General features: G+C 64.5%; 25 protein-coding genes. 19 read left to right on the top strand and 6 right to left on the bottom strand.

The features are described 5' to 3' along the window. Nucleotides 1-21 precede the first annotated feature (21 nt). The 14 genes from bamA (at nucleotide 22) to QHG62_RS12130 (ending at nucleotide 14,980) form a co-directional block, all read left to right on the top strand. Nucleotides 22-2,448: an outer membrane protein assembly factor BamA gene (gene bamA / locus QHG62_RS12195; protein WP_281151087.1), complete on the top strand. Its 2,427-nt coding sequence runs from the start codon at nucleotides 22-24 to the stop codon at nucleotides 2,446-2,448. Further along, nucleotides 2,449-2,997 carry an OmpH family outer membrane protein gene (locus tag QHG62_RS12190; RefSeq protein ID WP_126749816.1) on the top strand — a complete coding sequence of 183 codons (549 nt, stop codon included), beginning with the start codon at nucleotides 2,449-2,451 and terminating at the stop codon, nucleotides 2,995-2,997. 15 nt (nucleotides 2,998-3,012) lie between these two features. Further along, nucleotides 3,013-3,990 (top strand): UDP-3-O-(3-hydroxymyristoyl)glucosamine N-acyltransferase, encoded by a 978-nt coding sequence (lpxD, locus tag QHG62_RS12185; protein ID WP_281151086.1) that lies wholly within the window; start codon nucleotides 3,013-3,015, stop codon nucleotides 3,988-3,990. Nucleotides 3,991-4,013: 23 nt separating this feature from the next. Next, complete coding sequence (gene fabZ, locus QHG62_RS12180; RefSeq protein ID WP_157614172.1) at nucleotides 4,014-4,463, top strand: 3-hydroxyacyl-ACP dehydratase FabZ; 450 nt, start codon at nucleotides 4,014-4,016, stop codon at nucleotides 4,461-4,463. Nucleotides 4,464-4,486: 23 nt separating this feature from the next. Then, the gene (gene lpxA / locus QHG62_RS12175; RefSeq protein ID WP_281151085.1) at nucleotides 4,487-5,275 is read left to right on the top strand and encodes an acyl-ACP--UDP-N-acetylglucosamine O-acyltransferase; all 789 of its coding nucleotides are present in this window, start codon (nucleotides 4,487-4,489) and stop codon (nucleotides 5,273-5,275) included. Between the two features lie 12 nt (nucleotides 5,276-5,287). Then, nucleotides 5,288-6,436 carry a lipid-A-disaccharide synthase gene (gene lpxB / locus QHG62_RS12170; protein ID WP_281151084.1) on the top strand — a complete coding sequence of 383 codons (1,149 nt, stop codon included), beginning with the start codon at nucleotides 5,288-5,290 and terminating at the stop codon, nucleotides 6,434-6,436. Beyond that, entirely contained in the window at nucleotides 6,408-7,127 is a 720-nt protein-coding gene (gene rnhB / locus QHG62_RS12165) for a ribonuclease HII (protein WP_281151083.1), read from the top strand. Before lpxB ends, rnhB begins: the two co-directional genes overlap by 29 nt. Nucleotides 7,128-7,139: 12 nt before the next feature. Continuing rightward, nucleotides 7,140-7,934: a TrmH family RNA methyltransferase gene (locus tag QHG62_RS12160; protein WP_281151082.1), complete on the top strand. Its 795-nt coding sequence runs from the start codon at nucleotides 7,140-7,142 to the stop codon at nucleotides 7,932-7,934. Nucleotides 7,935-8,132: 198 nt separating this feature from the next. Next, the gene (gene carA, locus QHG62_RS12155; RefSeq protein WP_281151081.1) at nucleotides 8,133-9,317 is read left to right on the top strand and encodes a glutamine-hydrolyzing carbamoyl-phosphate synthase small subunit; all 1,185 of its coding nucleotides are present in this window, start codon (nucleotides 8,133-8,135) and stop codon (nucleotides 9,315-9,317) included. 10 nt (nucleotides 9,318-9,327) lie between these two features. Beyond that, entirely contained in the window at nucleotides 9,328-9,867 is a 540-nt protein-coding gene (locus tag QHG62_RS12150) for an ORF6N domain-containing protein (RefSeq protein ID WP_281151080.1), read from the top strand. Between the two features lies 1 nt (nucleotide 9,868). Continuing rightward, nucleotides 9,869-13,117 (top strand): carbamoyl-phosphate synthase large subunit, encoded by a 3,249-nt coding sequence (gene carB / locus QHG62_RS12145; protein ID WP_281151079.1) that lies wholly within the window; start codon nucleotides 9,869-9,871, stop codon nucleotides 13,115-13,117. Between the two features lie 8 nt (nucleotides 13,118-13,125). Next, nucleotides 13,126-13,995, top strand: a complete 870-nt coding sequence (locus QHG62_RS12140; protein WP_281151078.1) for a Kdo hydroxylase family protein — start codon at nucleotides 13,126-13,128, stop codon at nucleotides 13,993-13,995. A 64-nt stretch (nucleotides 13,996-14,059) separates the two neighbouring features. Then, complete coding sequence (greA, locus tag QHG62_RS12135; protein ID WP_126749827.1) at nucleotides 14,060-14,536, top strand: transcription elongation factor GreA; 477 nt, start codon at nucleotides 14,060-14,062, stop codon at nucleotides 14,534-14,536. Between the two features lie 18 nt (nucleotides 14,537-14,554). Continuing rightward, entirely contained in the window at nucleotides 14,555-14,980 is a 426-nt protein-coding gene (locus QHG62_RS12130; RefSeq protein WP_258506659.1) for a DUF4149 domain-containing protein, read from the top strand. Between the two features lie 47 nt (nucleotides 14,981-15,027). Here the strand turns inward: QHG62_RS12130 and QHG62_RS12125 are convergent, their stop codons facing one another. Continuing rightward, nucleotides 15,028-15,747, bottom strand: a complete 720-nt coding sequence (locus QHG62_RS12125; RefSeq protein ID WP_281151077.1) for a glycosyltransferase — start codon at nucleotides 15,745-15,747, stop codon at nucleotides 15,028-15,030. A 41-nt stretch (nucleotides 15,748-15,788) separates the two neighbouring features. Beyond that, entirely contained in the window at nucleotides 15,789-16,268 is a 480-nt protein-coding gene (locus tag QHG62_RS12120; RefSeq protein WP_281151076.1) for a YhbY family RNA-binding protein, read from the bottom strand. Nucleotides 16,269-16,358: 90 nt separating this feature from the next. On the opposite strand from QHG62_RS12120, the gene QHG62_RS12115 reads away from it, so the two are divergent. The 5 genes from QHG62_RS12115 to QHG62_RS12095 all read left to right on the top strand — a co-directional run bounded on the left by QHG62_RS12115 (nucleotide 16,359) and on the right by QHG62_RS12095 (nucleotide 21,919). Next, nucleotides 16,359-17,027, top strand: coding sequence for an RlmE family RNA methyltransferase (locus QHG62_RS12115; RefSeq protein WP_281151075.1), 669 nt, complete (start codon nucleotides 16,359-16,361; stop codon nucleotides 17,025-17,027). A gap of 190 nt (nucleotides 17,028-17,217) precedes the next feature. After that, the gene (gene ftsH, locus QHG62_RS12110; protein ID WP_281151074.1) at nucleotides 17,218-19,134 is read left to right on the top strand and encodes an ATP-dependent zinc metalloprotease FtsH; all 1,917 of its coding nucleotides are present in this window, start codon (nucleotides 17,218-17,220) and stop codon (nucleotides 19,132-19,134) included. Between the two features lie 66 nt (nucleotides 19,135-19,200). Further along, nucleotides 19,201-20,100, top strand: a complete 900-nt coding sequence (gene folP / locus QHG62_RS12105) for a dihydropteroate synthase (RefSeq protein WP_281151073.1) — start codon at nucleotides 19,201-19,203, stop codon at nucleotides 20,098-20,100. Then, nucleotides 20,097-21,434 (top strand): phosphoglucosamine mutase, encoded by a 1,338-nt coding sequence (gene glmM / locus QHG62_RS12100; RefSeq protein ID WP_281151072.1) that lies wholly within the window; start codon nucleotides 20,097-20,099, stop codon nucleotides 21,432-21,434. The genes folP and glmM overlap by 4 nt, the downstream gene beginning before the upstream one ends. Next, nucleotides 21,434-21,919 (top strand): GNAT family N-acetyltransferase, encoded by a 486-nt coding sequence (locus QHG62_RS12095; protein ID WP_281151071.1) that lies wholly within the window; start codon nucleotides 21,434-21,436, stop codon nucleotides 21,917-21,919. Before glmM ends, QHG62_RS12095 begins: the two co-directional genes overlap by 1 nt. Before the next feature lie 82 nt (nucleotides 21,920-22,001). On the opposite strand, the gene QHG62_RS12090 is transcribed toward QHG62_RS12095, so the two are convergent. The 4 genes from QHG62_RS12090 to QHG62_RS12075 are packed head-to-tail and all read right to left on the bottom strand — an operon-like array spanning nucleotide 22,002 to nucleotide 25,992. Further along, a complete protein-coding gene (locus QHG62_RS12090) occupies nucleotides 22,002-23,273 on the bottom strand; it encodes an acyl-CoA dehydrogenase family protein (protein WP_281151070.1) in 1,272 nt (423 codons plus the stop codon). A 30-nt stretch (nucleotides 23,274-23,303) separates the two neighbouring features. After that, nucleotides 23,304-24,410 (bottom strand): phosphotransferase, encoded by a 1,107-nt coding sequence (locus QHG62_RS12085; RefSeq protein WP_281151069.1) that lies wholly within the window; start codon nucleotides 24,408-24,410, stop codon nucleotides 23,304-23,306. 23 nt (nucleotides 24,411-24,433) lie between these two features. Beyond that, nucleotides 24,434-25,153, bottom strand: coding sequence for a Crp/Fnr family transcriptional regulator (locus QHG62_RS12080; RefSeq protein WP_126749836.1), 720 nt, complete (start codon nucleotides 25,151-25,153; stop codon nucleotides 24,434-24,436). Between the two features lie 59 nt (nucleotides 25,154-25,212). Next, entirely contained in the window at nucleotides 25,213-25,992 is a 780-nt protein-coding gene (locus QHG62_RS12075) for an oxepin-CoA hydrolase, alternative type (RefSeq protein ID WP_126749837.1), read from the bottom strand. Nucleotides 25,993-26,014 lie beyond the last annotated feature (22 nt).

Here is a 26,014-nt window from a genome sequence, read left to right as displayed (position 1 = left end):
CCGCGCCGGCCCAATTCACAGATGAACACAAACTTCAGTCGCTTTCGCCTGCGTAGCGTTGCCGCGGTAGTGGCCAGCGCGCTGGCGGCCACGGCAGCCTGGGCCGTTGAGCCTTTCACGGTGCGCGACATTCGCGTCGAAGGCTTGCAACGCGTGGAGCCCGGCACGATCTTCGCGTCGTTGCCGCTGCGTGTGGGCGACACCTACAGCGACGAACGCGGATCGGCCGCCATTCGCGCGCTGTTCGACCTGGGTTTGTTCAAGGATGTGCGCATCGACGTCAACGGCAATGTGCTGGTGGTGATCGTCGAAGAGCGGCCCACCATTGCAGACGTCGATTTCGTCGGCACCAAGGAATTCGACAAGGCTGCGCTCCAGAAGGCGCTGCGCGAAGTCGGCCTGACCGACGGCCGGCCGTACGACAAGGCGCTGGCCGACCGCGCGGAGCAGGAGCTCAAGCGCCAGTACGTGAGCCGCAGCCTCTACAACGCGCAGGTCGTGACCACGGTCACGCCCATCGAGCGCAACCGGGTCAACCTCACGTTCACCGTGACCGAAGGCGACTCCGCCCGCATCCGCGAAGTGCGCGTGGTCGGCAACAAGGCCTTCAGCGAATCGACGCTGCTGAGCCTGTTCGACCAGGACAGCGGCGGTTTCATGAGCTGGTACACCAAGTCGAACCAGTATTCGCGCTCCAAGCTGAACGCCGACCTGGAAACGCTTCGCTCGTACTACATCACGCGTGGCTACCTCGAGTTCCGTATCGATTCGACGCAGGTGGCCATCTCGCCCGACCGGCAGGACCTGACGGTGACGGTGAACATCACCGAAGGTGAAAAATTCGTGGTGGCCGGCGTCAAGCTCGACGGCAACTACCTGGGCCGCGACGAGGAATTCAAGTCGCTCGTGAGCATCAAGCCCGGCGAGCCGTACAACGGCGAGGAGGTGACCGAAACCACCAAGGCCTTCACCGATTATTTCGGTACCTTCGGCTATGCGTTCGCGCGTGTGCAGGCTCGCCCTGAGATCGATCGCGTTAACAATCGCGTGACGTTGACGTTGCAGGCCGAACCGTCGCGCCGCGTCTATGTGCGCCGCGTGGCCGTGGGCGGCAACGCCAAGACGCGCGACGAAGTGATCCGCCGCGAGTTCCGCCAGTTCGAAGCTTCGTGGTACGACGGCGACAAGATCAAGATCTCGCGCGACCGCGTGGACCGCCTCGGCTTCTTCACTGAAGTGAACGTCGAAACCCAGGAAATCCCGGGTTCGCCCGACCAGGTCGACCTCGTCGTGAACGTGGCGGAAAAGCCCACCGGCAGCCTGCAGCTCGGCGCCGGCTATTCCAGCGCGGAGAAGGTGGCTCTCACCTTCGGCATCTCGCAGGAGAACGTGTTCGGGTCGGGCAATTTCCTCGGCTTGCAGGTCAACACCAGCAAGTACAACCGCACGCTTTCGCTGACCACGACCGACCCGTACTTCACGCAGGACGGCATCTCGCGCACGGTGAGCGTCTATCACACCACCACGCGGCCGTACAACTACTCGGTCGACGGCGATTACAAGCTGGTTAACCAGGGCGCTTCCATCCGCTTTGGCGTGCCGTTCAGCGAAGTCGACACCGTCTTCTTCGGCGTCGGCCTCGAGCGCTACGCGTTCGACGCGCAGAGCTCGTTCGCCTTCCTCACGCCCAAGTCGTACCGCGACTACTTCCAGTGCAAGACGGACGCCTCAGGCCTTTTCGTCTCGCGATGCGACCAGGACAGCGTGTGGGGCGTGCCGCTCACCATCGGCTGGGGCCGCGACAACCGCGACAGCGCACTCGTTCCGACGAGCGGGCGCCTGCAGCGCGCCAACCTCGAGCTGGGCGTCGGCGGTGACATGAAGTATCTCAAGACGAGCTACCAGTACCAGCAGTTCTTCCCGATCAACAAGCAGTACACCTTCGCAATCAACGGCGAAGTCGGCTACGGCAAGGCGTTCGGCGGCAAGACGTTCCCGATCTTCAAGAACTTCTATGCGGGTGGCCTGGGTTCGATCCGCGGCTTCGAGCAGAACTCGCTGGGTCCGCGCGATGCTCCGCTGCTCGGCCAGACCGAAGGCGCCGCATTGGGCGGCACCAAGAAGGCGATCTTCAACGCCGAGCTGAGCACCCCGTTCCCGGGCGCCGGCAACGACCGCACTCTGCGCCTCTACGGTTTCTTCGACGTCGGCAATGTGTTCGGTTCGCGCGCAGAAGGCCTGACCGATGCGCAGTACAAGGCACAGAAGAAGTTGCGTGCTTCGGTCGGCCTCGGCGTCAGCTGGATTTCGCCGCTCGGCCCGCTGCGCCTGGCCTACGCGTTCCCCATCAAGTCGCAGAAGGAAGTGGTGGATCCGGCGACCGGCCTCGTCACGATCCCGAAGGATAGAATTCAGCGCTTGCAATTCCAGATCGGAACTTCTTTCTAAATGACGCATTTGATCCGCGCCGCAGCTGGCGCGTTGTTGATCCCCGTTTTTGCACTGGTTGCCGCGCCTGCCGCCCAGGCGCAGGAGACTTTTCGCATCGGATTCGTGAACCCGGACCGCGTGCTGCGCGAAGCCCAGCCCGCCAAGGCCGCGCAAGCCAAGCTCGAATCGGAGTTTCTCAAGCGCGAGAAAGACCTCACGACGCAGGGCGAGGCGTTGAAGTCGGCCTCCGAAAGGTTCGAGCGCGAGGCGCCCACCTTGTCGGAAAGCCAGCGCACCGCGCGCCAGCGCGCGCTGGTCGACCAGGACCGCGATTTCCAGCGCCGCCGCCGCGAGTTCCAGGAAGACCTCAATGCGCGCAAGAACGAAGAGCTCCAGCAGGTCTACGAACGCGCCAACCGAGTGGTCAAGCAAGTGGCCGAGGCCGAAAAGTACGACGCCATCCTGCAGGAAGCGATCTACATCAATCCGAAGCACGACATCACGGACAAGGTGATCAAGGCGCTGAACGCCTCGACCACTTCTTCCGCGCCTGCGGGCGGCAAATAACGCCGCGAAAACGGCGTGGCACTGCAGCTCGGAGCCATTGTTGACGCCTTGGGAGGCGAGCTCCACGGGGACGCGGCGCTGTGCATCGAGCGGCTTGCGCCGCTTCAAAACGCCCAGCCCGATGCGCTCAGTTTTCTGAGCCATCCCAAATACCAGCAGGAACTGGCGGCGTCCAAGGCCGCCTGCGTGATCGTTTCGCCCGCCATGCGCGAGGCGGCGGCGGCGCGCGGCGCGTTCATCGTCGTGGCCGATCCGTATCTCTACTTTGCGCGGCTCACGCAGCTCTGGAAGGCGCACCATGCGCGCCCCGAGGCCGATCGCATCCATCCCTCCGCGGTCATCCACCCGGAAGCCCATGTGGACCCGACAGCACGCATCAGCGCGCTGTGCGTGGTGGAGCGGGGCGCGCGCATCGGTGCCGGCACGGTCCTGAAGTCGCGCGTGACGATCAGCGAAGACTGCATTGTTGGCGAACGTTGCCTGCTGCACCCCGGCGTGGTGATCGGCGCCGACGGCTTCGGCCTGGCGCCGCACAAGGGAGAGTGGGTCAAGATCGAGCAGCTGGGCGCGGTGCGCATCGGCAACGACGTCGAAATCGGCGCCAACACCTGCATCGACCGCGGCGCGCTCGACGACACCGTCATCGAAGACGGCGTCAAGCTCGACAACCTCATCCAGATCGGCCACAACGTACGCGTGGGCAAGCACACCGCAATGGCCGGCTGCGTCGGCGTGGCGGGCAGCGCCACCATTGGGGCGCATTGCACCTTCGGCGGCGGGGCGATCGTGCTGGGCCACCTGACCGTTGCCGATGGCGTGCACGTCTCGGCCGCCACGGTGGTTACCCGCTCGATCCACAAGGCCGGCCAATACACCGGCATGTTTCCCATCGACGACAATGCGAGCTGGGAAAAAAATGCTGCAACGCTCAAGCAGTTGCACAGCCTGCGCGAACGACTGAAGGCGCTGGAGAAGGCCCCCCAGAAAAAGTGAAGACGATGCAGGAACAGAAAATCATGACGACGACGCTCGATATCCATCAAATCCTCAAGCTGCTGCCCCACCGTTACCCGTTCCTGCTGGTGGATCGCGTGCTGGACATGGAAAAGGGCAAGCGCATCACGGCGCTCAAGAACGTGACCATGAACGAGCCGTTCTTCAACGGCCACTTTCCTCACCGTCCGGTCATGCCGGGCGTGCTGATGCTCGAAGCCATGGCGCAGGCAGCGGCGCTGCTGTCGTTCCATTCGCTGGACATCGTGCCCGACGACAACACGGTCTACTACTTTGCCGCCATTGACGGCGCGCGCTTCAAGCGCCCCGTGGAGCCAGGCGACCAGCTCACGCTCGAAGTCGAAATCGAGCGCATGAAGGCCGGCATCTCCAAGTTCAAGGGCCGTGCCCTTGTCGGTGCAGAGCTCGCCTGCGAGGCCACGCTGATGTGCGCCATGCGCCAGATCAACTGATCTTGCGGCGGCTACAACAAGGCATGACGCAGGTTCACCCGACAGCGCTCATCGACCCGAAGGCAGAACTGGACGCCTCGGTTTCGGTCGGGCCGTACACCATCATCGGACCCCATGTGCGGGTTGGCGCGGGCACGAGCATCGGCCCGCATTGCGTGATCGAAGGCCGCACCACCATCGGCCGCGACAACCGGATCTTTCAGTTTTCGTCGCTCGGTGCCGTGCCGCAGGACAAGAAGTACGCCGGCGAGCCGACCGAACTGGTCATTGGCGACCGCAACGTCATTCGCGAGTTTTGCACCTTCAATCTCGGCGTGCCCGGGGCGGGCGGCATCACGCGCGTGGGCAACGACAACTGGATCATGGCGTACACGCACATCGCGCACGACTGCCGTGTCGATGACCACACCACGCTGGCCAACAACACCACGCTGGCCGGCCACGTGCACCTGGCCGACTGGGTCACGATCGGCGGCCTCACGGGCATTCACCAATTTGTTTCGGTGGGTGCCCACGCCATGGTCGGCTTTGCCAGCGCGGTGTCGCAGGACGTGCCGCCCTTCATGCTGGTCGATGGCAATCCGCTTGCGGTCCGCGGCTTCAACGTCGTGGGCCTTCGCCGCCGCGATTTCTCGGCAGCCCGGCTGGCTGCGGTGAAGCAGATGCACCGCCTGCTGTACCGGCAGGGCAAGACGCTCGAAGAAGCGCGCGCCGGCATCAACGCCTTGGCGGCTGAAATTCCTGAAGCGGCCGAGGACGTGGCGCTGATGGAGCGCTTTCTCGCCAATTCGACGCGCGGCATCGCGCGTTGAAGTAACAGTCGCATGGGCAAGGACGAACAGCGACGGTTCGCGCTGGTCGCGGGAGAAGCTTCCGGCGATCTGCTTGCGGGCCTGCTTCTTGACGGCTTGCAGGCGCGCTGGCCTTCGCTCCAGACTGTCGGCATCGGCGGTCCCCGAATGCTCGCGCATGGCTTGCAGAGCTGGTGGCCGCAAGAAAAACTCGCGGTGCGCGGCTATATCGAAGTGCTGCGCCACTATGCCGAGATTGCCGGCATTCGCCGCCAGCTGAAGGCGCGGCTGTTGCGCGAATGGCCCGAACTCTTCATCGGCGTCGACGCCCCCGATTTCAACCTCGATCTGGAGGCGGGCCTCCGCAGCCGAGGCATGAAGACGGTGCACTTCGTCTGTCCCTCGATCTGGGCTTGGCGCGCCGAGCGTATCGAAAAAATCCGGGCCGCGGCCGACCACGTGCTGTGCATCTTCCCGTTCGAACCTGCGCTGCTGGCTGAAAACGGCGTGCAGGGCAGCTATGTCGGCCACCCGCTGGCCAACGTGATTCCCATGGCGCCCGACCGCAGCGCGGCGCGTGCAGCATTGGGCCTGGCGCCCGATGCGGAGGTGGTCGCCTTGCTGCCAGGCAGCCGCCGTTCGGAAGTGCGCTATCTGGCTGCGCGATTCTTCGCCGCCGCGGCGCAAATGCTCAAGGCAAGGCCGGCATTGCAGTTTGTCGCCCCCATCCTTCCGGGGCTCCGCGTAGAGGTCGAGGCCTTGTTGCAGGCCAGTGGCGCGGCGGGCCGGGTGAAGCTGCTCGACGGCCAGTCGCATGCCGCGTTGGCCGCCTGCGACGTGACGCTCATTGCCAGCGGCACGGCTACGCTCGAGGCGGCGCTTTTCAAGCGGCCGATGGTCATTGCGTACAACATGAACTCGCTGTCATGGCGCCTGATGCAGCGCAAGCAGCTCCAGCCCTGGGTCGGGTTGCCCAACATCCTGGCGCGCGAGTTCGTCGTGCCTGAACTGTTGCAGGAGGCAGCCACGCCCGAGGCGCTGGCCCATGCCACGCTGGAGTGGCTCGATGCGCCCGAAAAGACCCGGGCGCTGCAACAAAAATTTTCAGAGCTGCACGTGCAACTGCAGCGCGATACGCCGACACTTTGCGCCGATGCGATCCAGAAAGTTCTTGAAAGCTGAGCAGGCGGCCCTGGTGTGGGACGCGCCGGGCCTGGTTGCGGGCGTCGACGAAGCGGGCCGCGGGCCGCTGGCCGGCCCGGTGGTGGCTGCGGCCGTCATCCTGGACGACCAGCGGCCGATTCGCGGCCTGGCCGATTCCAAGACCCTCACGGCCCTGCAGCGCGAGCGCCTGCACGACCAGATTCTTGCCAAGGCGCTGTGCTGCTCGGTGGCGCAGGCGAGTGTCGAAGAAATCGACACCCACAACATCCTGCAGGCCACGATGCTGGCCATGCGCCGCGCAGTGGAGGGGCTGCGCCTGAAGCCCGCAAAGGTGCTGGTCGACGGCAATCGCCTTCCGACCCTTGACGTGCTGGCCGAGGCCATCGTGAAGGGCGATGCGCGAGTCAAGGCGATTTCCGCTGCGTCCATCCTTGCGAAGGTCCACCGCGACCGGCTGTGCGAGCAACTGCACGTCGAATTTCCCCACTACGGCTTTGCCGGCCACAAGGGCTACGGCACGCCGGAGCATCTGGAGGCGCTGCTGCGCCATGGCGCCTGCGTCCACCATCGCCGGTCGTTCAGCCCGGTGGCTGCCGCGTTGGCGCGCACGGCCGGCGGAGCTGCCGTACCCGACGACGCGTCCATGGCGATCTCGATGGACTCCGCCACGGTCGAGATTGCACGTCTCGATTTGCGTGCCGCGCCCTGAGACGCCTGCCGCATGACCACTCCCGCCGGCGCGAGCCACATCAGCTCGCGCGACAACCCGCTGCTCAAGGACCTGCGCAAGCTGGCACAGGACCCCGGCGCCTACCGCAAGCTCGGCCGCGTGTGGCTGGAGGGCGACCACCTCTGCCGCGCCGCCCTCGCCAGGGGTATCAAGCCCGCCCTGGCTGTATTTTCAGAATCGTTCTGGCCGCAGTGTCCTGCCGAATGGACGAATATTGCTATCAAAACAGTAGTGGTCGGCGATGATCTCTTGCGCGGCGCCAGCGGACTGGAGTCGCCCGCGCCCATGGGTTTCGTGCTCGACTTGCCCGACCGGCCGGCGCTGCTGCCCGACGCGCCCAGCGTGGTGCTCGATCGCCTTCAGGATGCCGGAAATGCCGGCTCCATACTGCGCAGCGCGGCGGCCTTCGGGTTCAAGCAGGTGATCGCGCTCAAGGGCACCGCCGCGTTGTGGGCGCCCAAGGTGCTGCGGGCAGGCATGGGCGCCCATTTCGGCCTGCGGTTGATCGAGGGCGTGGAGGCCGATGCGCTCGACCAACTGAAGGTGCCGCTGGTGGCCACCAGTTCGCACCGGGGCGAATGGCTGCACAAAGCCAGGCTGCCGCATCCTTGCGCCTGGCTCATGGGGCACGAGGGGCAGGGCGTTTCAGCGGCGCTGGAGGCCCGCGCAACGCACCATATCCGCATTGCGCAGCCCGGCGGCGAGGAATCGCTGAACGTGGCCGCCGCGGCGGCCATCTGCCTGCACGCGAGCGGCGCGGCCGGCCTTGCGCGGGCGAATTCCTGATTCCCGGACGCCATAAAGACGTCGGCGCCGCATGTTTTCCGGCCTTTCAAGTCAGGAGGGTGACGCCGCCGGGCTACAATCGGGGGCTTACTCGCAATAGCGTCGCCCGGCCGCCTACAACGCCATCTTCCCCTTAAGCAGCAGTCCGCAGGCAACGCGCCTGGGGCTCCGGGCGACCGTAACCATCCGGAGAACCCAGTGCTTTTGTCTCTCAAGGGAAGTTTCCCGCCCGCCATCCTGGCGCTCGCAGACGGCACGGTCTTTCAAGGCAATTCGATCGGAGCCGCCGGCTCCACGACCGGTGAAGTGGTGTTCAACACCTCCATGACCGGTTACCAGGAAATCCTCACCGACCCGAGTTATTGCCAGCAGATCGTGACGCTCACGTATCCGCACATCGGCAATTACGGCGTCAACGGGGAAGACATCGAAGCCGACAAGATCCATGCCGCTGGCCTGATCATCAAAGACCTGCCGCTCGTCGCATCCAATTTCCGCAAGACCGCGACGCTGAACGAATACCTCGTGGCCGGCAAGACGGTGGCCATTGCGAACATCGACACCCGCAAGCTCACTCGCCACCTGCGCACCCATGGCGCGCAGAACGGCTGCATCCTGGGCCTGGCCACGGGCGAAGCCGTGACGCAGGCGCTGATCGACAAGGCCATTGCCGCCGCCAAGGGCGCGCCCAACATGGCCGGGCTCGACCTGGCCAAGGTCGTTTCGGTGAAGCAGACCTACGAGTGGACCGAAACCGAGTGGAAGCTCGTGAACTCGAACGGCAAGCCCGGCTACGGTGTGCAGATCACGCCCAAGTTCCACGTGGTGGCGTTCGACTACGGCGTCAAGAAGAACATCCTGCGCATGATCGCGCAGCGCGGCGCACGCATTACCGTGGTGCCGGCCCAAACGCCCGCTGCCGACGTGCTCAAGCTCAAACCCGACGGCATCTTCCTGGCCAACGGCCCGGGCGACCCGGAACCCTGCGACTACGCGATCAGCGCGGTGAGGGAACTCATCGAAACCGGCATTCCCACCTTCGGCATCTGCCTGGGGCACCAGATCATGGCGCTGGCCTCGGGTGCGAAGACCTTCAAGATGAAGTTTGGCCACCACGGCGCGAACCATCCGGTGAAAGACCTGGACAACGGCCGCGTGAGCATCACGAGCCAGAACCATGGCTTCGCGGTCGATGAGAAGTCGCTGCCGGCCAACCTGCGCGCCACCCACATCAGCCTGTTCGACAACACGCTGCAGGGCCTTGCGCGCACCGACAAGCCGGCGTTCTGCTTCCAGGGCCACCCGGAAGCTTCGCCCGGCCCGCACGACATCGGCTACCTGTTCGACCGCTTCACCGCGCTCATGGAGCAGGCACGTGGCTGATGCACCCGCGGTGCTCGACGTCTCGGTCATCGCCGCCTTGCGCGATGCCGAGGGCAAGATCTATGTGCTGCGCGGCCTGAAGGTCATGCTGGCGCAGGACCTTGCCGCGCTCTATGGCGTCGAGGCCCGGGTGTTGTTGCAGGCCATGCGCCGCAACCTCGATCGCTTTCCCGCGGACTTTGCCTTTACCCTGGAGAACCAGGACCTCGAGAATTTGAGATCACAACTTGTGATCTCAAAACCCGAGAAGCCGGGTTCCGGCGGCGCACGCTACCGCAGCGTGGCATTCACCGAACAGGGCGTGGCCATGTTGTCGAGCGTGCTGCGCAGCGAACGCGCCGTGGCCGTCAACATCGAGATCATGCGTACCTTTGTCAAGCTGCGCAGCATGCTGTCGGAGCACGCCGATCTCAAGCGCAAGCTGAACGCGCTGGAACAGCGATACGACCAGAACTTTCGCGATGTATTCAACGCGATCCATCAACTGATGGATGAGCCGAAGCCGGGCGCCTACAGCGGCCGCGGCATCGGTTTCACCAAGGATAAATAAGATGCCCAAGCGCTCAGACCTCAAATCCATTCTCATCATCGGCGCCGGCCCGATCATCATCGGCCAGGCCTGCGAGTTCGACTACTCCGGCGTGCAGGCTTGCAAGGCTCTGCGCGAAGAGGGCTACAAGGTCATCCTGATCAACAGCAACCCCGCGACGATCATGACCGACCCGGCCACGGCCGACGTGACCTACATCGAGCCGATCACCTGGCAAACGGTCGAGAAGATCATCGCCAAGGAGCGCCCCGACGCCATCCTGCCGACCATGGGCGGACAGACCGCGCTCAACTGCGCGCTTGACCTCTGGCGCAACGGCGTGCTCGACAAGTACACCGGTGCAGCCACCAACAAGCCGGTCGAGCTCATCGGCGCCACGCCCGAAGCCATCGACAAGGCCGAAGACCGCCTGAAGTTCAAGGACGCGATGACCAAGATCGGCCTCGGTTCGGCGCGCTCCGGCATCGCCCACTCGATGGACGAAGCGTGGGCGGTGCAGAAGTCGGTCGGCTTTCCGACCGTGATCCGCCCCAGCTTCACGCTCGGCGGCACCGGCGGAGGCATTGCCTACAACCCGGAAGAGTTCGAGACCATCTGCAAGCGCGGCATCGAAGCCTCGCCGACGAACGAGCTGCTGATCGAAGAGTCGCTGCTCGGCTGGAAAGAGTACGAGATGGAAGTCGTGCGCGACAAGGCCGACAACTGCATCATCGTCTGCTCGATTGAAAACCTCGACCCGATGGGCGTGCACACCGGCGACTCGATCACCGTGGCGCCCGCGCAGACGCTCTCCGACAAGGAATACCAGATCCTGCGCAACGCCTCGCTGGCCGTGCTGCGCGAGATCGGCGTGGACACCGGCGGCTCGAACGTGCAGTTCTCCATCAACCCGAAGGACGGCCGCATGGTCGTCATCGAGATGAACCCGCGCGTGTCGCGTTCGTCGGCGCTGGCCTCCAAGGCCACCGGTTTCCCAATTGCCAAGGTTGCAGCCAAGCTGGCCGTGGGCTACACGCTGGACGAGCTGCGCAACGAAATCACGGGCGGCGCCACGCCCGCGTCGTTCGAACCGTCGATCGACTACGTGGTCACGAAGATCCCGCGTTTCGCGTTCGAAAAATTCCCGCAGGCCGATTCGCGCCTCACGACGCAGATGAAGTCCGTGGGCGAAGTGATGGCCATGGGCCGCACCTTCCAGGAATCGTTCCAGAAGGCACTGCGCGGCCTCGAAGTGGGCGTGGACGGTCTCAACGAGAAGACGCAAGACCGCGAAGTGCTCGAAAAGGAACTGGGCGAGCCCGGTCCCGAGCGCATCTGGTACGTGGGCGATGCCTTCGCCATGGGCCTGAGCGTCGATGAGGTGTTTGCCCTGACCAAGATCGACCCGTGGTTCCTGGTGCAGATCGAAGAGATCGTGAAGATCGAACTCGAGCTCGAAACCAAGTCGCTCGACGACATCGACAAGGACACGCTGCTCGCGCTCAAGAAAAAGGGCTTTTCCGACCGCCGCCTGGCCAAGCAGCTCAAGACCACCGACACGGCCATCCGCGAGAAGCGCCGCGCCCTGGGCGTGCGCCCGGTCTACAAGCGCGTGGACACCTGCGCGGCCGAGTTCGCGACCAACACGGCCTACATGTACTCGACCTATGAAGACGAGTGCGAAGCCGACCCTACGGACAAGAAGAAGATCATGGTGCTCGGCGGCGGTCCCAACCGCATCGGCCAGGGCATCGAGTTCGACTACTGCTGCGTGCATGCCGCGCTCGCCATGCGCGAAGACGGCTACGAGACCATCATGGTCAACTGCAACCCGGAGACCGTGTCGACCGACTATGACACGAGCGACCGCCTGTACTTCGAGCCGCTCACGCTCGAAGACGTGCTCGAGATCGTCGACAAGGAAAAGCCGCTCGGCGTGATCGTGCAATACGGCGGCCAGACGCCGCTCAAGCTCGCGCTCGACCTCGAGGCAAACGGGGTGCCAATCATCGGCACCTCGCCCGACATGATCGATGCGGCCGAAGACCGCGAGCGCTTCCAGAAGCTGCTGCATGAGCTCAAGCTGCTGCAACCGCCGAACGCCACCGCGCGCACCGAACCCGAGGCGCTCGAGAAGGCCGCGGCCCTTGGGTATCCGCTGGTGGTGCGCCCGAGCTATGTGCTCGGCGGCCGCGCGATGGAAATCGTGCACGAGCAGCGCGACCTCGAGCGCTACATGCGCGAAGCGGTCAAGGTGAGCAACGACTCGCCGGTGCTGCTCGACCGCTTCCTGAACGATGCCGTCGAGTGCGACGTCGACTGCCTGCGCGATGCCGAGGGCCAGACCCTGATCGGCGGCGTGATGGAGCACATCGAGCAAGCCGGCGTGCACTCGGGCGACTCCGCCTGCTCGCTGCCGCCCTACAGCCTGAGCGCCGAAACCATTGCAGAGCTGAAGCGCCAGAGCGCCGCCATGGCCGCCGCACTCAACGTGGTGGGCCTGATGAACGTGCAGTTCGCCATCCAGCAGAAGGACGGCAAGGACGTCATCTACGTGCTCGAAGTGAACCCGCGCGCTTCGCGCACCGTGCCTTACGTGAGCAAGGCCACGGGCATCCAGCTCGCCAAGGTGGCGGCACGCTGCATGGCCGGCCAGTCGCTCAAATCGCAGGGTGTGACCAAGGAAGTGACGCCGCCTTACTTCAGCGTGAAGGAGGCCGTGTTCCCGTTCGTCAAGTTCCCGGGCGTGGACACGATCCTCGGCCCCGAGATGAAGTCGACCGGTGAAGTCATGGGCGTGGGCAAGACCTTCGGCGAAGCATTCGTCAAGTCGCAACTGGGCGCGGGCACGCACCTGCCGAAGTCGGGCAAGGTCTTCATCTCGGTGAAGAACAACGACAAGGCGCGCGCGGTGGAAGTGGCGCGCGGCCTGGTCAAGCTGGGCTTCGAGATCATCGCCACCAAGGGCACGGCCGCCGCCATCAGCGCGGCGGGCATCGAATGCGCAACGGTGAACAAGGTGACCGAAGGCCGCCCGCACATCGTGGACATGATCAAGAACAACGAGATCGCCCTGGTCATCAACACGGTGGAAGAGCGCCGCAACGCGATCAACGACTCGCGCCAGATCCGCACCTCGGCGCTGCTCGCGCGCGTGACCACCTTCACCACCATCTTTGGTGCCGAAGCCGCGGTCGAAGGCATGGGCTTCATGGACGAGCTGGGCGTGATCTCGGTGCAGGAGATGCACGCGCAGCTGGCAGCCGCCTGAGCGTGGCCATGGAAACGCAGCTCGTCGAACTCGGCCTCGCAGACTGGAATGCGGCCACGCCCAACGAGGCGTGGATCGCCGAACTGGAAGCGGGCAAGGTGCTGTACTTTCCGCGCCTGGGCTTCGAGCTGCTGGCCGAAGAGCGTAGCCTGCTCACGCCGAGCCTGCTGTCGCCGGACGTGCGCAACATCAGCCTCGACGCCAGCGGCAAGCTCAAGGGCGCCGCCGGCGACGAGGAGGTGCAGCGCAAGGCAGCGGCAATGGTGGGGCGGTTCCGCGCGCAGGCACAGCAGCTCATCCACGGCCTGCTGCCGCACTACACGCAGGCCCTGCGGCTCGCGCCAACCAGCTACCGCCCGGCGCAGGTCGAGACGCGCGTGCAGTCGTGGCGCGCCGACGACCGCCGCCTGCATGTGGATGCGTTTCCTTCGCGGCCCAACTATGGCGAGCGCATTCTTCGGGTGTTCACCAACGTGAACCCCGAAGGCGCGCCGCGCGTGTGGCGCGTGGGCGAACCTTTCGAGGACATCGCCAAGCGTTTTTTGCCGCGCGCCAAGCCCTATGTGCGCTGGCAGGCCAAGCTGCTGCAGGCGTTGCACGTGACCAAGTCTTTCCGCAGCGAATACGACCACCTGATGCTGCAACTGCACGACGGCATGAAGTCGGACATGGCCTACCAGGAAAATTCGCCGCAGGAGAAGGCCGAATTTCCGCCGGGCTCGGTGTGGGTGTGCTTTTCCGACCAGACCTCGCATGCCGTCATGGCGGGCCAGTACATGCTCGAGCAGACCCTTCATCTGCCCGCAGCTAAGCAATACAATCCCGATTCGAGCCCGCTCGCCATCCTGAGCCGGCTGACCGGACGCACACTCGTCTGATCCCTTCCCCCAATCGACCGCCGAACGGCAGCGTTCGGCGGTTTCGCTTTATGGAGAACCAAACATGGCCACCATCCCAATTACCAAGCGCGGTGCCGAAAAGCTGCGCGCCGAGCTGCATCAGCTCAAGACCGTGGACCGCCCCTGGGTCATCAACGCAATTTCCGAGGCCCGCGCGCAGGGCGACCTGAGCGAAAACGCCGAGTACGAAGTCGCCAAGGACCGCCAGGGCTTCATCGAAGGCCGTATCCAGGAAGTCGAAGGCAAGCTGTCGGCGGCGCAGATCATCGATCCGGCCGAACTCGATGCCGGCGGCAAGGTGGTGTTCGGCTCCACGGTGGAACTCGAGGAAGAAGAAACCGGCGAAGCGGTCAAGTACCAGATCGTCGGTGAAGACGAAGCCGACCTGAAGCTCGGACTCATCAATATCTCCAGCCCGATTGCGCGTGCGCTCATCGGCAAGGAAGAAGGCGACGTCGCCGAGGTGCAGGCCCCGGGCGGCCTCAAGCGCTACGAGATCGTGGCGGTTCGCTATATCTGACCACCTGATTCACGCCCGATGAAAGACCGCCTCGCGCTGTTGCTCGCCGCCTTCTGGTGGGGCAGCCTCACGACGATCGGCTTTCTGGTCGTGCCGATGCTTTTCGCGCGGCTCGGCAACCCCGCCGTGGCGGGCAATTTTGCAGGTCAGCTGTTCGAAGCGCAGAGCTGGATCGCCATTGGCTGCGGCCTGCTGCTGCTGGTTCACTTCAGGACGAAGATGGACGACCGCATCGACAACGCGTCGATGACCGCCATCTTCCTGATACTGGGTGCTTTGCTGCTGGCGCTGCTCCAGCAATATGCCGTGGCGCCCCGGATTCTTGCGCGCGACAACCTGAAACTCTGGCATGCCGTGGGAAGCGGCATGTACCTGGTTCAGTGGCTGTGCGCCGGTGCGCTGCTGTGGCGCATGGGCGCTGCCAAAGCGCCCGCGGCAAGCTGAGGACCGGCGGCGGGGGCGCTGCCGCTCGGCGCCCTTGTCCGCTCAGCTCATTCTTTCCAGAACTTCGCGACCCAGTTCGCCCGCCGGATGTAGCGGAAAGCGCGGTTGCGCCGGCCCGCCAGCGCGTCGGGCGGATTGCATTCGCCGTGGAACACCATGATGCGCGCGCCTTCGGGCACGAAGGGCTCTTCCCAGTAGTTGGCCGGCCAGGCGGGAATGCCGTGGTACTTGAAGCTCGGGCACCAGGCGGTCGGCCAATAGCCCAGCTTGCCCTGCTTGTGCATCATGGCGGACAGGTAGGTCTGTTCGTTGCGGTACTCGGCCTGTACCTTGTCCATGTTGTCGCGAAAGTACGCCAGCACGTCGGCATGGGCACCCAGTTCAAAGCGGTAGACCGACGAATTGCCGGTGATCCGCTGGCGACGCCAGGGACGTGCGTAGTCATGAATGATCAGGAACTCGCCCGGGTGCTCGAAGAATGCATCGAGGCTGCCGACGATCACCACGTCGACATCGAGGAAGAGGGCGGTGCCGCGCAGGCCGTGCAGGTCTTTTTCGAAGGTGGTGAGCTTTTTCCACGCGCCGTCGCGCTGGCCGGGCGCCAGCTGCAGGTTGAGCGGAGGAATCGGCAGGCAGGTCACTTCGGGACGAATGCCGGTGCCGTCGTCCGTCAGGCACACGAACTTGAAGTCGCCGCTCAGATTGCGGCGCACCATCGCGTAGAGGCGGTTGACGTATTCGGGGCCGTATTTCGTGCCCCACTTCATGCAGAGGATATGGCGCTGGGCGCCTTGCGCTGGCGCCAAGTTCAGTCTGCCTGGTTGCGTTTCTTGGCCGAGAGCGGCCTTTTGGCCTTGGCGCGCTTGATGGTGCCGCCAGGGGTGAGGCGCTGGTTGCCCAGCACCCGCAACGTCTTGATCTCGGGGCGCTGGCCGCCGCGCTTGCTGTACTTGAGCACCTTGATGTCGCGCGGGCCGGGCATGCGGTCTTCGTCGACCACGCGCTCCTTCTCGGGCTTGGGGCGCCACAGCACCAGCAGCTTGCCGATGTGCTGGATAGGCGCAGCGCCGAGTTCGTCGGCCAGTTCCTGCAGCATGGCGTCGCGCGCCAGGCGGTCGTCTGAGAAGACGCGGATCTTGATCAGGCCGTGGGCCTTGAGCGCCGCGTCGGCTTCTTTTTTAACGGCAGGGGTCAGCCCGTCTCCACCGACCATGACGATCGGATCCAGGTGGTGAGCGTCGGCGCGGTGCACCTTGCGCTCGGCAGGGGTAAGTTGAATGGCGGGCATCCCCGTATTATCGAGGGTAGAAAGCAACCTCTCGACCCGCCAGGCCGCTTCCAGGGCGAATACCGCAGCGCGAAGCACGAGAGGCCACCCATGAGCACCAAGGCAAAGAGCAAAAAAGTCAACAAGGCGTGGCTACACGACCACATCAACGATCCGTACGTGAAGCTGGCCACGCGGGAGGGGTATCGCGCACGTGCCGCCTACAAGCTCAAGGAAATCGACGAGTCGCTGGGCCTGGTCAAGCCGGGCCAGCTCGTGGTCGACCTGGGTTCCACACCCGGCGCCTGGAGCCAGTACCTTCGGCGGCGCATGTCGCCCGATGGCGCGGCTGCAGGGGGGTTGAACGGCACCATCATCGCTCTGGACATCCTGCCAATGGAGCCTATCGAGGGCGTGACCTTCCTGCAGGGCGATTTTCGTGAGCCAGAACTGCTGGAGCAGGTGCTGGGCGTGCTGGCGGGCCGGAAGGCAGACCTGGTGGTTTCCGACATGGCCCCCAACCTTTCGGGCATCCACTCGGCCGACGCAGCTCGTGTGGCGCACCTGATCGAGCTGGCCATCGACTTTGCACAGCATCACCTGAAACCTGAAGGGGCATTGGTCGCCAAGCTTTTCCACGGCAGCGGCTACGACGAACTCGTGAAGCTGTTCAAGGCGAACTTTCGCACCGTCAAGCCCTTCAAACCGAAGGCTTCGCGCGACAAGTCGTCCGAAACCTTCTTGGTGGGAATGGGGCTGAAGGCCCAGGAAACGCTTTGATACCTTGACGTGCCCGCCCCTGAATAAGCTGCCAAGGGGTGTCGAAGGGGTGCAAACCCTTCCGAGGCTATGGCCGCATTAGGGAAATGCCCGCTTTTCGTAGCTTGAAAAGCCTAAAATGGGGCGCAATTGCGTATCCACAGCGCGTTCTTTTCATAATCTTGTCACGCGCTTTCGACTGGAGCTTCGTTTGAACAATCAGTGGTTTTCCAAAGTTGCCGTATGGCTCGTCATTGCCATGGTGTTGTTCACTGTGTTCAAGCAGTTTGACACCCGCGGCGGCGTTGGCTCGGGAACAGTAAGTTATTCGGAGTTCCTTGATCAGGTCCGAAACAATCAGATCAAGAGCGCCGTCATCCCCGAAGGCGCGGGCGGCGGGGAAATCATCGCCGTCACCAACGACGATCGCAAGATCCGCACGACCGCCACGGTGCTCGACCGGGGCCTGGTCGGCGACCTGATCGATCACAACGTCAAGTTCGACGTCAAGCCGCGTGAAGAGGGCTCGCTCCTCATGACGCTCCTGGTGAGCTGGGGCCCCATGCTGCTCCTGATCGGCGTCTGGATCTACTTCATGCGCCAGATGCAGGGCGGCGGCAAAGGCGGAGCATTCAGCTTCGGCAAGAGCAAGGCCCGCATGATGGACGAGAACAACAACACGGTCACCTTCGCCGACGTCGCAGGCTGCGACGAGGCCAAGGAAGAAGTCCGTGAGGTGGTCGACTTCCTGAAAGACCCGCAGCGCTTCCAGAAGCTCGGCGGCCGCATTCCGCGCGGCCTGCTGCTGGTTGGCCCTCCGGGTACCGGCAAGACCTTGCTCGCCAAGTCGATCGCTGGGGAAGCCAAGGTTCCGTTCTTCTCGATCTCGGGCTCCGACTTCGTTGAAATGTTCGTCGGCGTGGGCGCGGCCCGCGTGCGCGACATGTTCGAAAACGCCAAGAAGAACGCCCCTTGCATCATCTTCATCGACGAAATCGATGCGGTGGGCCGCCAGCGTGGTGCCGGCCTGGGCGGCGGCAACGACGAGCGCGAACAAACCCTGAACCAGATGCTGGTCGAGATGGATGGTTTCGAAACCAATCTCGGCGTGATCGTGGTGGCTGCAACCAACCGCCCCGACATTCTCGACGCCGCGCTGCTGCGCCCGGGCCGTTTCGACCGCCAGGTGTATGTCACGCTGCCCGACGTCAAGGGGCGCGAGCAGATCCTCGCCGTTCACATGCGCAAGGTGCCGCTCGGCCAGGACGTCAATCCGAACGTCATCGCCCGTGGAACGCCCGGCATGTCCGGCGCCGACCTGGCCAACCTTTGCAACGAAGCCGCCCTCATGGCTGCGCGCCGCAATGCGCGCGTGGTCGAGATGCAGGACTTCGAAAAAGCCAAGGACAAGATCTTCATGGGCCCGGAGCGCCGCTCGGCGGTCATGGACCCCGAAGAGTTGCGAAACACTGCCTACCACGAAGCCGGCCACGCCCTCATCGGCAAGCTCCTGCCCAAATCCGACCCCGTTCACAAGGTAACCATTGTTCCGCGCGGCCGCGCATTGGGCGTGACCTTCACGCTGCCCGAGAAAGACCGCTACGGCTACGACAAGGAATGGGCGCTCAACAAGATCTCGATGTTGTTCGGCGGCCGGATTGCCGAAGAAGTCTTCATGAACCAGCGCACCACCGGCGCCTCGGACGACTTCAACAAGGCAACCCAGCTGGCACGTGACATGGTCACCCGCTACGGCATGACCGATGCACTGGGCCCGATGGTCTATGCGGAAAACGAAGGCGAAGTCTTCCTGGGCCGTTCCGTCACCAAGACGACCACCATGAGCGAGCAGACGATGCAAAAGGTGGACGAGGAAGTCCGCCGCATCATCGACGAGCAGTACGCCCTGGCCCGCCGCCTCATCGAGGACAACAGCGACAAGATGCACGCCATGGCCAAGGCGCTGCTCGAGTGGGAAACCATCGACAGCGAACAGCTCGACGACATCATGGCCGGCCGCGCACCGCGCCCCCCCAAGGACTGGACGCCCCGCATCCCGCCTTCGGGCAGCGGCGGCAGCGGCGGTACGCCGGCAGTGAAACCGGATCCGGCACCGACTGCTGCCTGAAGTGCATCATCCGGTGTCACACAACAACGGGGCCATTGGCCCCGTTTTCGATAGTGAAGGTGCCGCATGGCGATGGCCCCGTTGATCTGGCAGACCGCACGTTTCGCGATCGATCTCGCGCGGCCGCGCGTGATGGGCATCGTCAACGTCACTCCCGATTCTTTTTCCGACGGCGGGGCGCATGCCTCCACCGCCGCGGCCCTGCAGCATTGCGAGCGGTTGCTGAAGGAAGGCGCCGACATTCTCGACATCGGCGGCGAATCGACCCGGCCCGGTAGCCCGGCCGTGCCGCTCGATGCCGAACTGGCGCGCGTGCTGCCGGTGGTCCGCGAGGCCGTCAAGCTGAACGTGCCGCTGTCCATAGACACCTACAAGCCGGAAGTCATGCGCGCTGTGCTCGAGCTTGGCGCCGACATCATCAACGACGTCTGGGCGTTGCGGCAACCGGGCGCGCGCGAAGCCGTGGCCGCGCATCCTTCGTGCGGCATTTGCCTGATGCACATGCATCGGGATCCGCAAACCATGCAAGTCGCGCCCATGCAGGGCGACGTGGTGCCGGAAGTGCTGGCGTTCTGGGCGCAGCAGGTGGCCCAACTGCGTTTGCTCCAGATCAACCCCTCGCGAATCACCCTGGACCCGGGAATCGGTTTCGGCAAGACGGTGGCGCAAAATTTTGCGTTGCTGGCACGGCAGCGCGAGTTGCTCGAAGCCGGTTATCCGCTGCTGCTGGGCTGGTCTCGCAAGTCGTCAATCGGCACCGTCAGCGGCATTCCGGCCGCTGCCGAACGCCTAGTGCCCAGCGTCACGGCGGCAATGCTGGCGGTGGACCGCGGCGCGGCCATCGTGCGGGTGCACGACGTGCGCGACACAGTGGCGGCGCTCGCGGTCTGGCAAGCCATGAAAGCCCAAGAGCCGCAGGCGGGCGCACCGGCTTCAATCAATCAACAAAAACGACAAACCTCATGACCCGTAAATACTTTGGCACCGACGGCATCCGCGGCACGGTCGGCCAGTCTCCCATCACACCCGATTTCGTTCTGCGCCTTGCGCATGCGGTGGGCCGCGTGCTCAAAAAGAGCGAGTCGCGCCCCACGGTGCTGATCGGCAAGGACACGCGCATTTCGGGCTACATGCTCGAATCCGCGCTGGAATCGGGCTTCAACTCCGCAGGCGTCGACGTGGTGCTGCTGGGCCCGCTGCCTACGCCAGGCGTGGCTTACCTTACCCGCGCGCAGCGCGCGAGCCTGGGCGTGGTGATCAGCGCGAGCCACAACGCCTACCCGGACAACGGCATCAAGTTTTTCAACGCCCACGGCAGCAAGCTCGACGACGAATGGGAGCTTGCGGTGGAAGCCGCACTCGAAGAGGCGCCCGTGTGGGCCACCTCGGCCGACCTCGGCAAGGCCCGCCGCCTGAACGATGCGCCTGGCCGCTACATCGAGTTCTGCAAGAGCACCTTTGCCAACGACCTGACGCTGCGCGACATGAAGCTCGTGATCGACGCCGCGCACGGCGCGGCCTACCAGGTGGCGCCGAACGTGTTCCATGAGTTGGGGGCGGAGGTCACCAGCATCGGCTGCGCGCCCGACGGGCTCAACATCAACAAGGGCTTTGGCGCGACCCATCCCGCAGCGCTGGTAGAGACTGTGACGGCACAAAAAGCCGACTACGGCATAGCGCTCGACGGCGACGCCGACCGCCTGCAATTCGTGGATGCCAGCGGACGCCTTTTCAACGGCGACGAACTGCTCTACCTCATGGTGGCCGAGCGCATTGCGCGCGGAGAAAAGCCTGCCGGCGTGGTCGGCACCCTCATGACCAACAAGGCTGTCGAGATAGCGCTGCGCGACCAGGGCATCGAGTTCGTGCGTGCCAAGGTGGGCGACCGCTATGTGCTCGAAGAACTCGACAAGCGGGGCTGGCTGCTGGGCGGAGAGGGCTCCGGCCATCTGCTGGCGCTCGACCGACACACCACTGGCGACGGCATTGTGAGCGCGTTGCAGGTGCTGCAAGCCTGCGTGCGCAGCGGCAAGACGGTGGCACAGCTCCTGGCGGACATCACGCTGTTCCCCCAGACCCTCATCAACATTCGGCTCACGCCGGGGCAGGACTGGAAGAGCAACAAGGCACTGGCCAATGAAACGCAGCGCATCGAGGCCGAGCTCGGCGACGGCGGCCGCGTGCTGATTCGTGCCAGCGGCACTGAGCCGCTGGTGCGTGTGATGGTCGAGGCACGCGACGCCAGGCAGTCCGAGTCTTGCGCGAAGCGCCTTGCCGCGACGCTCGAGTCCGCACAGTAATGGCAATGATCGAAGTCGTCCTGGTGGACTACGGCAATGCAGCGCAATCGGCCGCGCTGGTCGATTTGCTCGACAGCTATGCGCAAGACCCCGCTGGCGGCGGCACGCCGCTCCAAGCCGAGGTGCGTGCCGGCTTGCCCGCTGCGCTGTCCGCGCGCCCGCAGGCCTTCAGCGTGCTGGCTTACGACGGCGCGCAGCCAGTGGGACTCATCAACTGCATCGAAGGTTTTTCGACCTTCGCCTGCAAGCCGCTGGTCAATGTGCACGACGTGGTCGTGCGGGCCAGCCATCGCGGCCAGCGGGTTGCGCAACGCATGTTCGAACGGGTCGAGCAAGAGGCTCGCGCGCGTGGTGCGTGCAAGCTCACGCTGGAAGTGCTTTCGGGCAATGCGCCGGCGTTGCGGAGTTACGAGCGCGAGGGGTTCGTCGGCTATCAGCTCGATCCGGCGTTCGGGCACGCGGTGTTTCTGCAGAAGAAGCTCTGAAAAAGAAAAGGCCGAGGCGAATTGATCGCCGTCGGCCCTCACCCCAACCCTCTCCCAAAGGGAGAGGGGGTAATGCAACAAATCAGAAGCGCGTGACGGGCGCTTCGGCTTCTGTTTTGCTGGGCGCGTACTTGCCCAGCTCCCACTTCGCGATTGCGTTGCGGTGCACTTCGTCGGGGCCGTCCGCAAAGCGCAGTGTGCGCGCGCCGGCGTAGGCATAGGCAAGCGGAAAGTCGTCGCACATGCCGCCGCCGCCATGCACCTGCATGGCCCAGTCGATCACCTGGCAGGCCATGCTCGGCGCCACCACCTTGATCATTGCGATTTCGTTCTTCGCAACCTTGTTCCCGGCCACGTCCATCAGCCAGGCGGCCTTGAGTGTGAGCAGGCGCGCCATGTCGATCTTGCAGCGTGCCTCGGCAATGCGCTCTTGCGTCACGGTCTGCGATGCAACGGTCTTGCCGAAAGCCACGCGCGACGAGGCACGCTTGCACATCAGCTCGAGTGCGCGCTCGGCCAGGCCGATCAGTCGCATGCAGTGGTGGATGCGTCCCGGGCCAAGGCGGCCCTGGGCAATTTCAAACCCGCGGCCTTCACCCAGCAGGATGTTGTCGACCGGTACGCGCACGTTCTCGAAGTACATCTCGACGTGCCCGTGCGGCGCATCGTCGTAGCCCATGACGTTGAGCGGGCGCACGATGCGGATGCCCTTGGCATCGGCCGGCACGATCACCATGCTCTGCTGCGAATGCCGTGGCGCATCGGGGTCGCTCTTGCCCATGGTGATGAACACGGCGCAGCGCGGGTCGGCGGCGCCTGAAATCCACCACTTGTGGCCGTTGATCACGTACTCGTCGCCCTGGCGCTCGATGCGGGTCGAGATGTTGGTCGCATCGCTGGAGGCCACGTCGGGTTCGGTCATTGCGAAGGCCGAGCGAATCTCGCCTTCGAGCAGCGGCTTGAGCCAGCGCGCCTTGATGGCCTCCGAGCCGTAGCGCGCAATGGTTTCCATGTTGCCGGTGTCCGGCGCCGAGCAGTTGAAGGCTTCCGAAGCCCATTGCACCCGGCCCATGATCTCGGCCAGAGGCGCGTATTCCTGGTTGGTGAGGCCCGCACCTTCGTAGCCGGAGGCGGAGGCGCTGTCGACCGGCAGGAACAGGTTCCACAGGCCCTGGGCCTTGGCCTTCGCCTTGACCTTCTCGACGGTCTTGAGCGCGGTCCAGCGCTTGCCCGCGGCCGTGTTGGCGGCCAGCTCGGCCGCGTACTCGGCTTCGGCCGGGTAGATGTTCTCGTCCATGAAGGCCGTGACGCGTTTCTGCAATTCCTTGGTCTTGGCCGAATATTCGAAATCCATGCTGTCTCCTGGTGGGGTTTTAGGGGCTGGTTACGCCTTTTGGGCGAACTGCCAGGCCATCTCGGCCATCGGTCGCGCGCCGCGCGCAGAGGCCACGGCTTGCTCGCTCGACGCGGTACCGGCTTCGACCCGCTTGGCAATGCCTTGCAGGATCGCGGCCATGCGGAACAGGTTGTAGGCCTGGTAGAAGTTCCAGTCCGGGGCCAGCGCCTCGGGCGTGCTGATGCGCGTGCGCTCGCAGTAGCGGCGGATGTATTCGCTTTCGGTGGGAATGCCCAGCGCCACGACATCCACGCCGCCGATGCCGCGGCCGGTGGTAGGAGGCATGTGCCAGGACATGCAGTGATAGCTGAAGTCCGCCAGCGGGTGGCCCAGCGTGGAGAGCTCCCAGTCGAGCACCGCAATGATGCGCGGCTCCGTGGCGTGGAACATCACGTTGTCGAGGCGGTAGTCGCCATGCACGATCGAGACTTTGCTCTCGTCGCGTGCGCTCGCCGGCATGTGGGCGGGTAGCCAGTCGATCAGGCGCTCCATGGCGTCGATCGGCTGCGACAGTTCGCCGGCGCCATCGGTCGAGGCCTTGTATTGCTTGCTCCAGCGGCCGATCTGGCGCTCGAAATAGTTGCCCGGCTTGCCGTAGTCGGCAAGGCCGCGCTCGGCAAACTTCACGGTGTGCAGCGCCGCGATGACGCGGTTCATCTCGTCGTAGTAGGCCGCGCGTTCGGAATTGCTCATGCCGGGCAGCGACTGGTCCCACAGCACGCGGCCCTGCATGAACTCCATGACGTAGAAGGCGCGGCCGATGACGGATTCGTCCTCGCACAGGCAGTGCATGCGCGGCACGGGCACATCGGTGCCCTGCAGGCCGCTCATGACCTTGAACTCGCGCTCCACTGCATGTGCCGAGGGCAGCAGCTTGGCAACGGGGCCGGGCTTGGCGCGCATCACGTAGCTCTGCGTGGGCGTCACCAGCTTGTAGGTCGGGTTCGATTGCCCGCCCTTGAACATTTCGACCGTGAGCGGGCCCTTGAAGCCGTCGAGGTTCTTTGTGAGCCAGGCCGCAAGCGCTTCGATGTCGAAGGCATGTTGCTGCGAAACGGCGCGGGTGCCGATGAAATTCGAGAAGTCCTGGCTCATGTCTCAGTCTCTTTTTGGTTTTCTCAGGTCTCAGCTTCGGAGACGCGCATCAAGGCTGCGCGGTCCAGCACGACCAGCCCGCCCGGCTCGATCCGGATGGTGCCCTCGCGCTCCATGGTCTTGAGCTCCTGGTTGACCCGCTGGCGCGAGGCGCCGAGCAGCTGCGCGAGTTCTTCCTGCGCCAGCTGCAGGCCGATGCGCGTCTGGCTGCCGTCTTCCAGGTTGGGCACGCCGTAGCTGCGCACCAGGTGAATGAGCTGCTTGGCCAGCCGTGCGCGCAAGGGCAGGGTGTTGAGGTCTTCCACCAGCCCGAACAGCGTGCGGATGCGGCGCGCCTGCAGCCGCATCAATGCTTCGTACAGCTCCACATGCGTGGCCAGGATTTTTTGAAAGTCGGCTCGCGCCACGCAGAGCACCGTGGTGTCGCCATGCGCGTAGGCATCGTGCGTGCGCCGGTCCCCGTCGAACATCGCCACGTCGCCGAACCAGATGCCCGGCTCCACATAGGTCAGCGTCACCTGCTTGCCCGATACGGCCGTCGAACTCACGCGCACCGCGCCCTTGGCGCAGGCAATCCAGTGATCGGGCGGATCGCCGCGGGCGGCAATCAGGTCGCCGTCCTTGTAGCGTTTGACAAAAGCACATCGAAGAATGTCGTGCCGTAGCGATGGAGAGAGAGAAGAAAACCAGCGACCACTGTTGATCGCTTCACGTTCTTCGATGGTAAGAATGGGGTCGTCCATTGGTCTGTCCTGTCGGCGACTGAAAGGCTGAAGGGTGTCACGGGAGTGACGTCGTGCCGCTATTCGTATTGCGGCGGCTTCTTCTCGAGAAAAGCGGCAATGCCGATGCCGGCATTCGGATGGTGAAGGTTGCGAACGAAGTGGTCGCGCTCCTGCGAGAGCTGCGACGCAAAGGTGGCGCCGCGCGCCTCGCTGAGCAGCTCCTTGATGCTGGCCAGCGAATTGGGCGCACGGGCATTGAGCTTGGCCGCAAGCGCCAGCGCGCTTGCGAGCGCCTGGCCGTTTTCGCTAAGTTCGTTGACCAGCCCCAGCGCATGCAGCCGCGGCGCGCCGATGCGCTCGCCGGCCATCAGCCATTCGCTGGCCAGCTGGCGCGGCAACGCCTGGCCCAGGTGCCAGCTCAGGCCGCCGTCGGGCGAGAGCGCCACATTGCTGTATGACGCCGCAAAAATCGCATCGCGTGCAGCCACCACGAAGTCGCAGGCCAGTGCCAGCGAAAAGCCCGCGCCGGCCGCCGCGCCTTCGACCGCCGCAATGATCGGCTTGGGGAAGGTGCGGATGGAGTCGATCCAGTTGTGCAGGCCCTCGATGCTTTCGGCCTGCACCGAAGGGTCGCGCTGGCGGTTGTCGGACAGCCGCTGCAGCGAGCCGCCGGCGCAGAACCACGCGCCTTCGCCCACGATGACGACGCTGCGGATCTCGTCGCTGCTCTCGGCGCCGTTGAGCGCCTCGATGCCTGCGGCGTAGATCTCGGGGCCCAGCGCGTTGCGCTGGGTCGGGTTGGCGATGGTCAGCACCATGGTGCGTCCTTCGCTGGTGCTCTTGAGTTCGGCGGTCATCGATGTCGTTGCTTTCCAGTAT

It is taken from the genome of Variovorax paradoxus (assembly GCF_029919115.1).
In the GTDB taxonomy this organism is placed as follows: domain Bacteria; phylum Pseudomonadota; class Gammaproteobacteria; order Burkholderiales; family Burkholderiaceae_C; genus Variovorax; species Variovorax paradoxus_O.
The sequence above is the reverse complement of the archived record's forward strand: the minus strand, read 5'-3'. Positions and strand labels throughout refer to the sequence as shown.

Coding starts and splice junctions, on each gene's coding strand:
- bamA (WP_281151087.1), top strand. CDS start 22: ATGAACACAAACTTCAGTCGCTTTCGCCTGCGTAGCGTTGCCGCGGTA.
- QHG62_RS12190 (WP_126749816.1), top strand. CDS start 2,449: ATGACGCATTTGATCCGCGCCGCAGCTGGCGCGTTGTTGATCCCCGTT.
- fabZ (WP_157614172.1), top strand. CDS start 4,014: ATGACGACGACGCTCGATATCCATCAAATCCTCAAGCTGCTGCCCCAC.
- lpxA (WP_281151085.1), top strand. CDS start 4,487: ATGACGCAGGTTCACCCGACAGCGCTCATCGACCCGAAGGCAGAACTG.
- lpxB (WP_281151084.1), top strand. CDS start 5,288: ATGGGCAAGGACGAACAGCGACGGTTCGCGCTGGTCGCGGGAGAAGCT.
- rnhB (WP_281151083.1), top strand. CDS start 6,408: ATGCGATCCAGAAAGTTCTTGAAAGCTGAGCAGGCGGCCCTGGTGTGG.
- QHG62_RS12160 (WP_281151082.1), top strand. CDS start 7,140: ATGACCACTCCCGCCGGCGCGAGCCACATCAGCTCGCGCGACAACCCG.
- carB (WP_281151079.1), top strand. CDS start 9,869: ATGCCCAAGCGCTCAGACCTCAAATCCATTCTCATCATCGGCGCCGGC.
- QHG62_RS12140 (WP_281151078.1), top strand. CDS start 13,126: ATGGAAACGCAGCTCGTCGAACTCGGCCTCGCAGACTGGAATGCGGCC.
- greA (WP_126749827.1), top strand. CDS start 14,060: ATGGCCACCATCCCAATTACCAAGCGCGGTGCCGAAAAGCTGCGCGCC.
- QHG62_RS12130 (WP_258506659.1), top strand. CDS start 14,555: ATGAAAGACCGCCTCGCGCTGTTGCTCGCCGCCTTCTGGTGGGGCAGC.
- QHG62_RS12125 (WP_281151077.1), bottom strand. CDS start 15,747: ATGAAGTGGGGCACGAAATACGGCCCCGAATACGTCAACCGCCTCTAC.
- QHG62_RS12120 (WP_281151076.1), bottom strand. CDS start 16,268: ATGCCCGCCATTCAACTTACCCCTGCCGAGCGCAAGGTGCACCGCGCC.
- QHG62_RS12115 (WP_281151075.1), top strand. CDS start 16,359: ATGAGCACCAAGGCAAAGAGCAAAAAAGTCAACAAGGCGTGGCTACAC.
- folP (WP_281151073.1), top strand. CDS start 19,201: ATGGCGATGGCCCCGTTGATCTGGCAGACCGCACGTTTCGCGATCGAT.
- glmM (WP_281151072.1), top strand. CDS start 20,097: ATGACCCGTAAATACTTTGGCACCGACGGCATCCGCGGCACGGTCGGC.
- QHG62_RS12095 (WP_281151071.1), top strand. CDS start 21,434: ATGGCAATGATCGAAGTCGTCCTGGTGGACTACGGCAATGCAGCGCAA.
- QHG62_RS12090 (WP_281151070.1), bottom strand. CDS start 23,273: ATGGATTTCGAATATTCGGCCAAGACCAAGGAATTGCAGAAACGCGTC.
- QHG62_RS12085 (WP_281151069.1), bottom strand. CDS start 24,410: ATGAGCCAGGACTTCTCGAATTTCATCGGCACCCGCGCCGTTTCGCAG.
- QHG62_RS12080 (WP_126749836.1), bottom strand. CDS start 25,153: ATGGACGACCCCATTCTTACCATCGAAGAACGTGAAGCGATCAACAGT.
- QHG62_RS12075 (WP_126749837.1), bottom strand. CDS start 25,992: ATGACCGCCGAACTCAAGAGCACCAGCGAAGGACGCACCATGGTGCTG.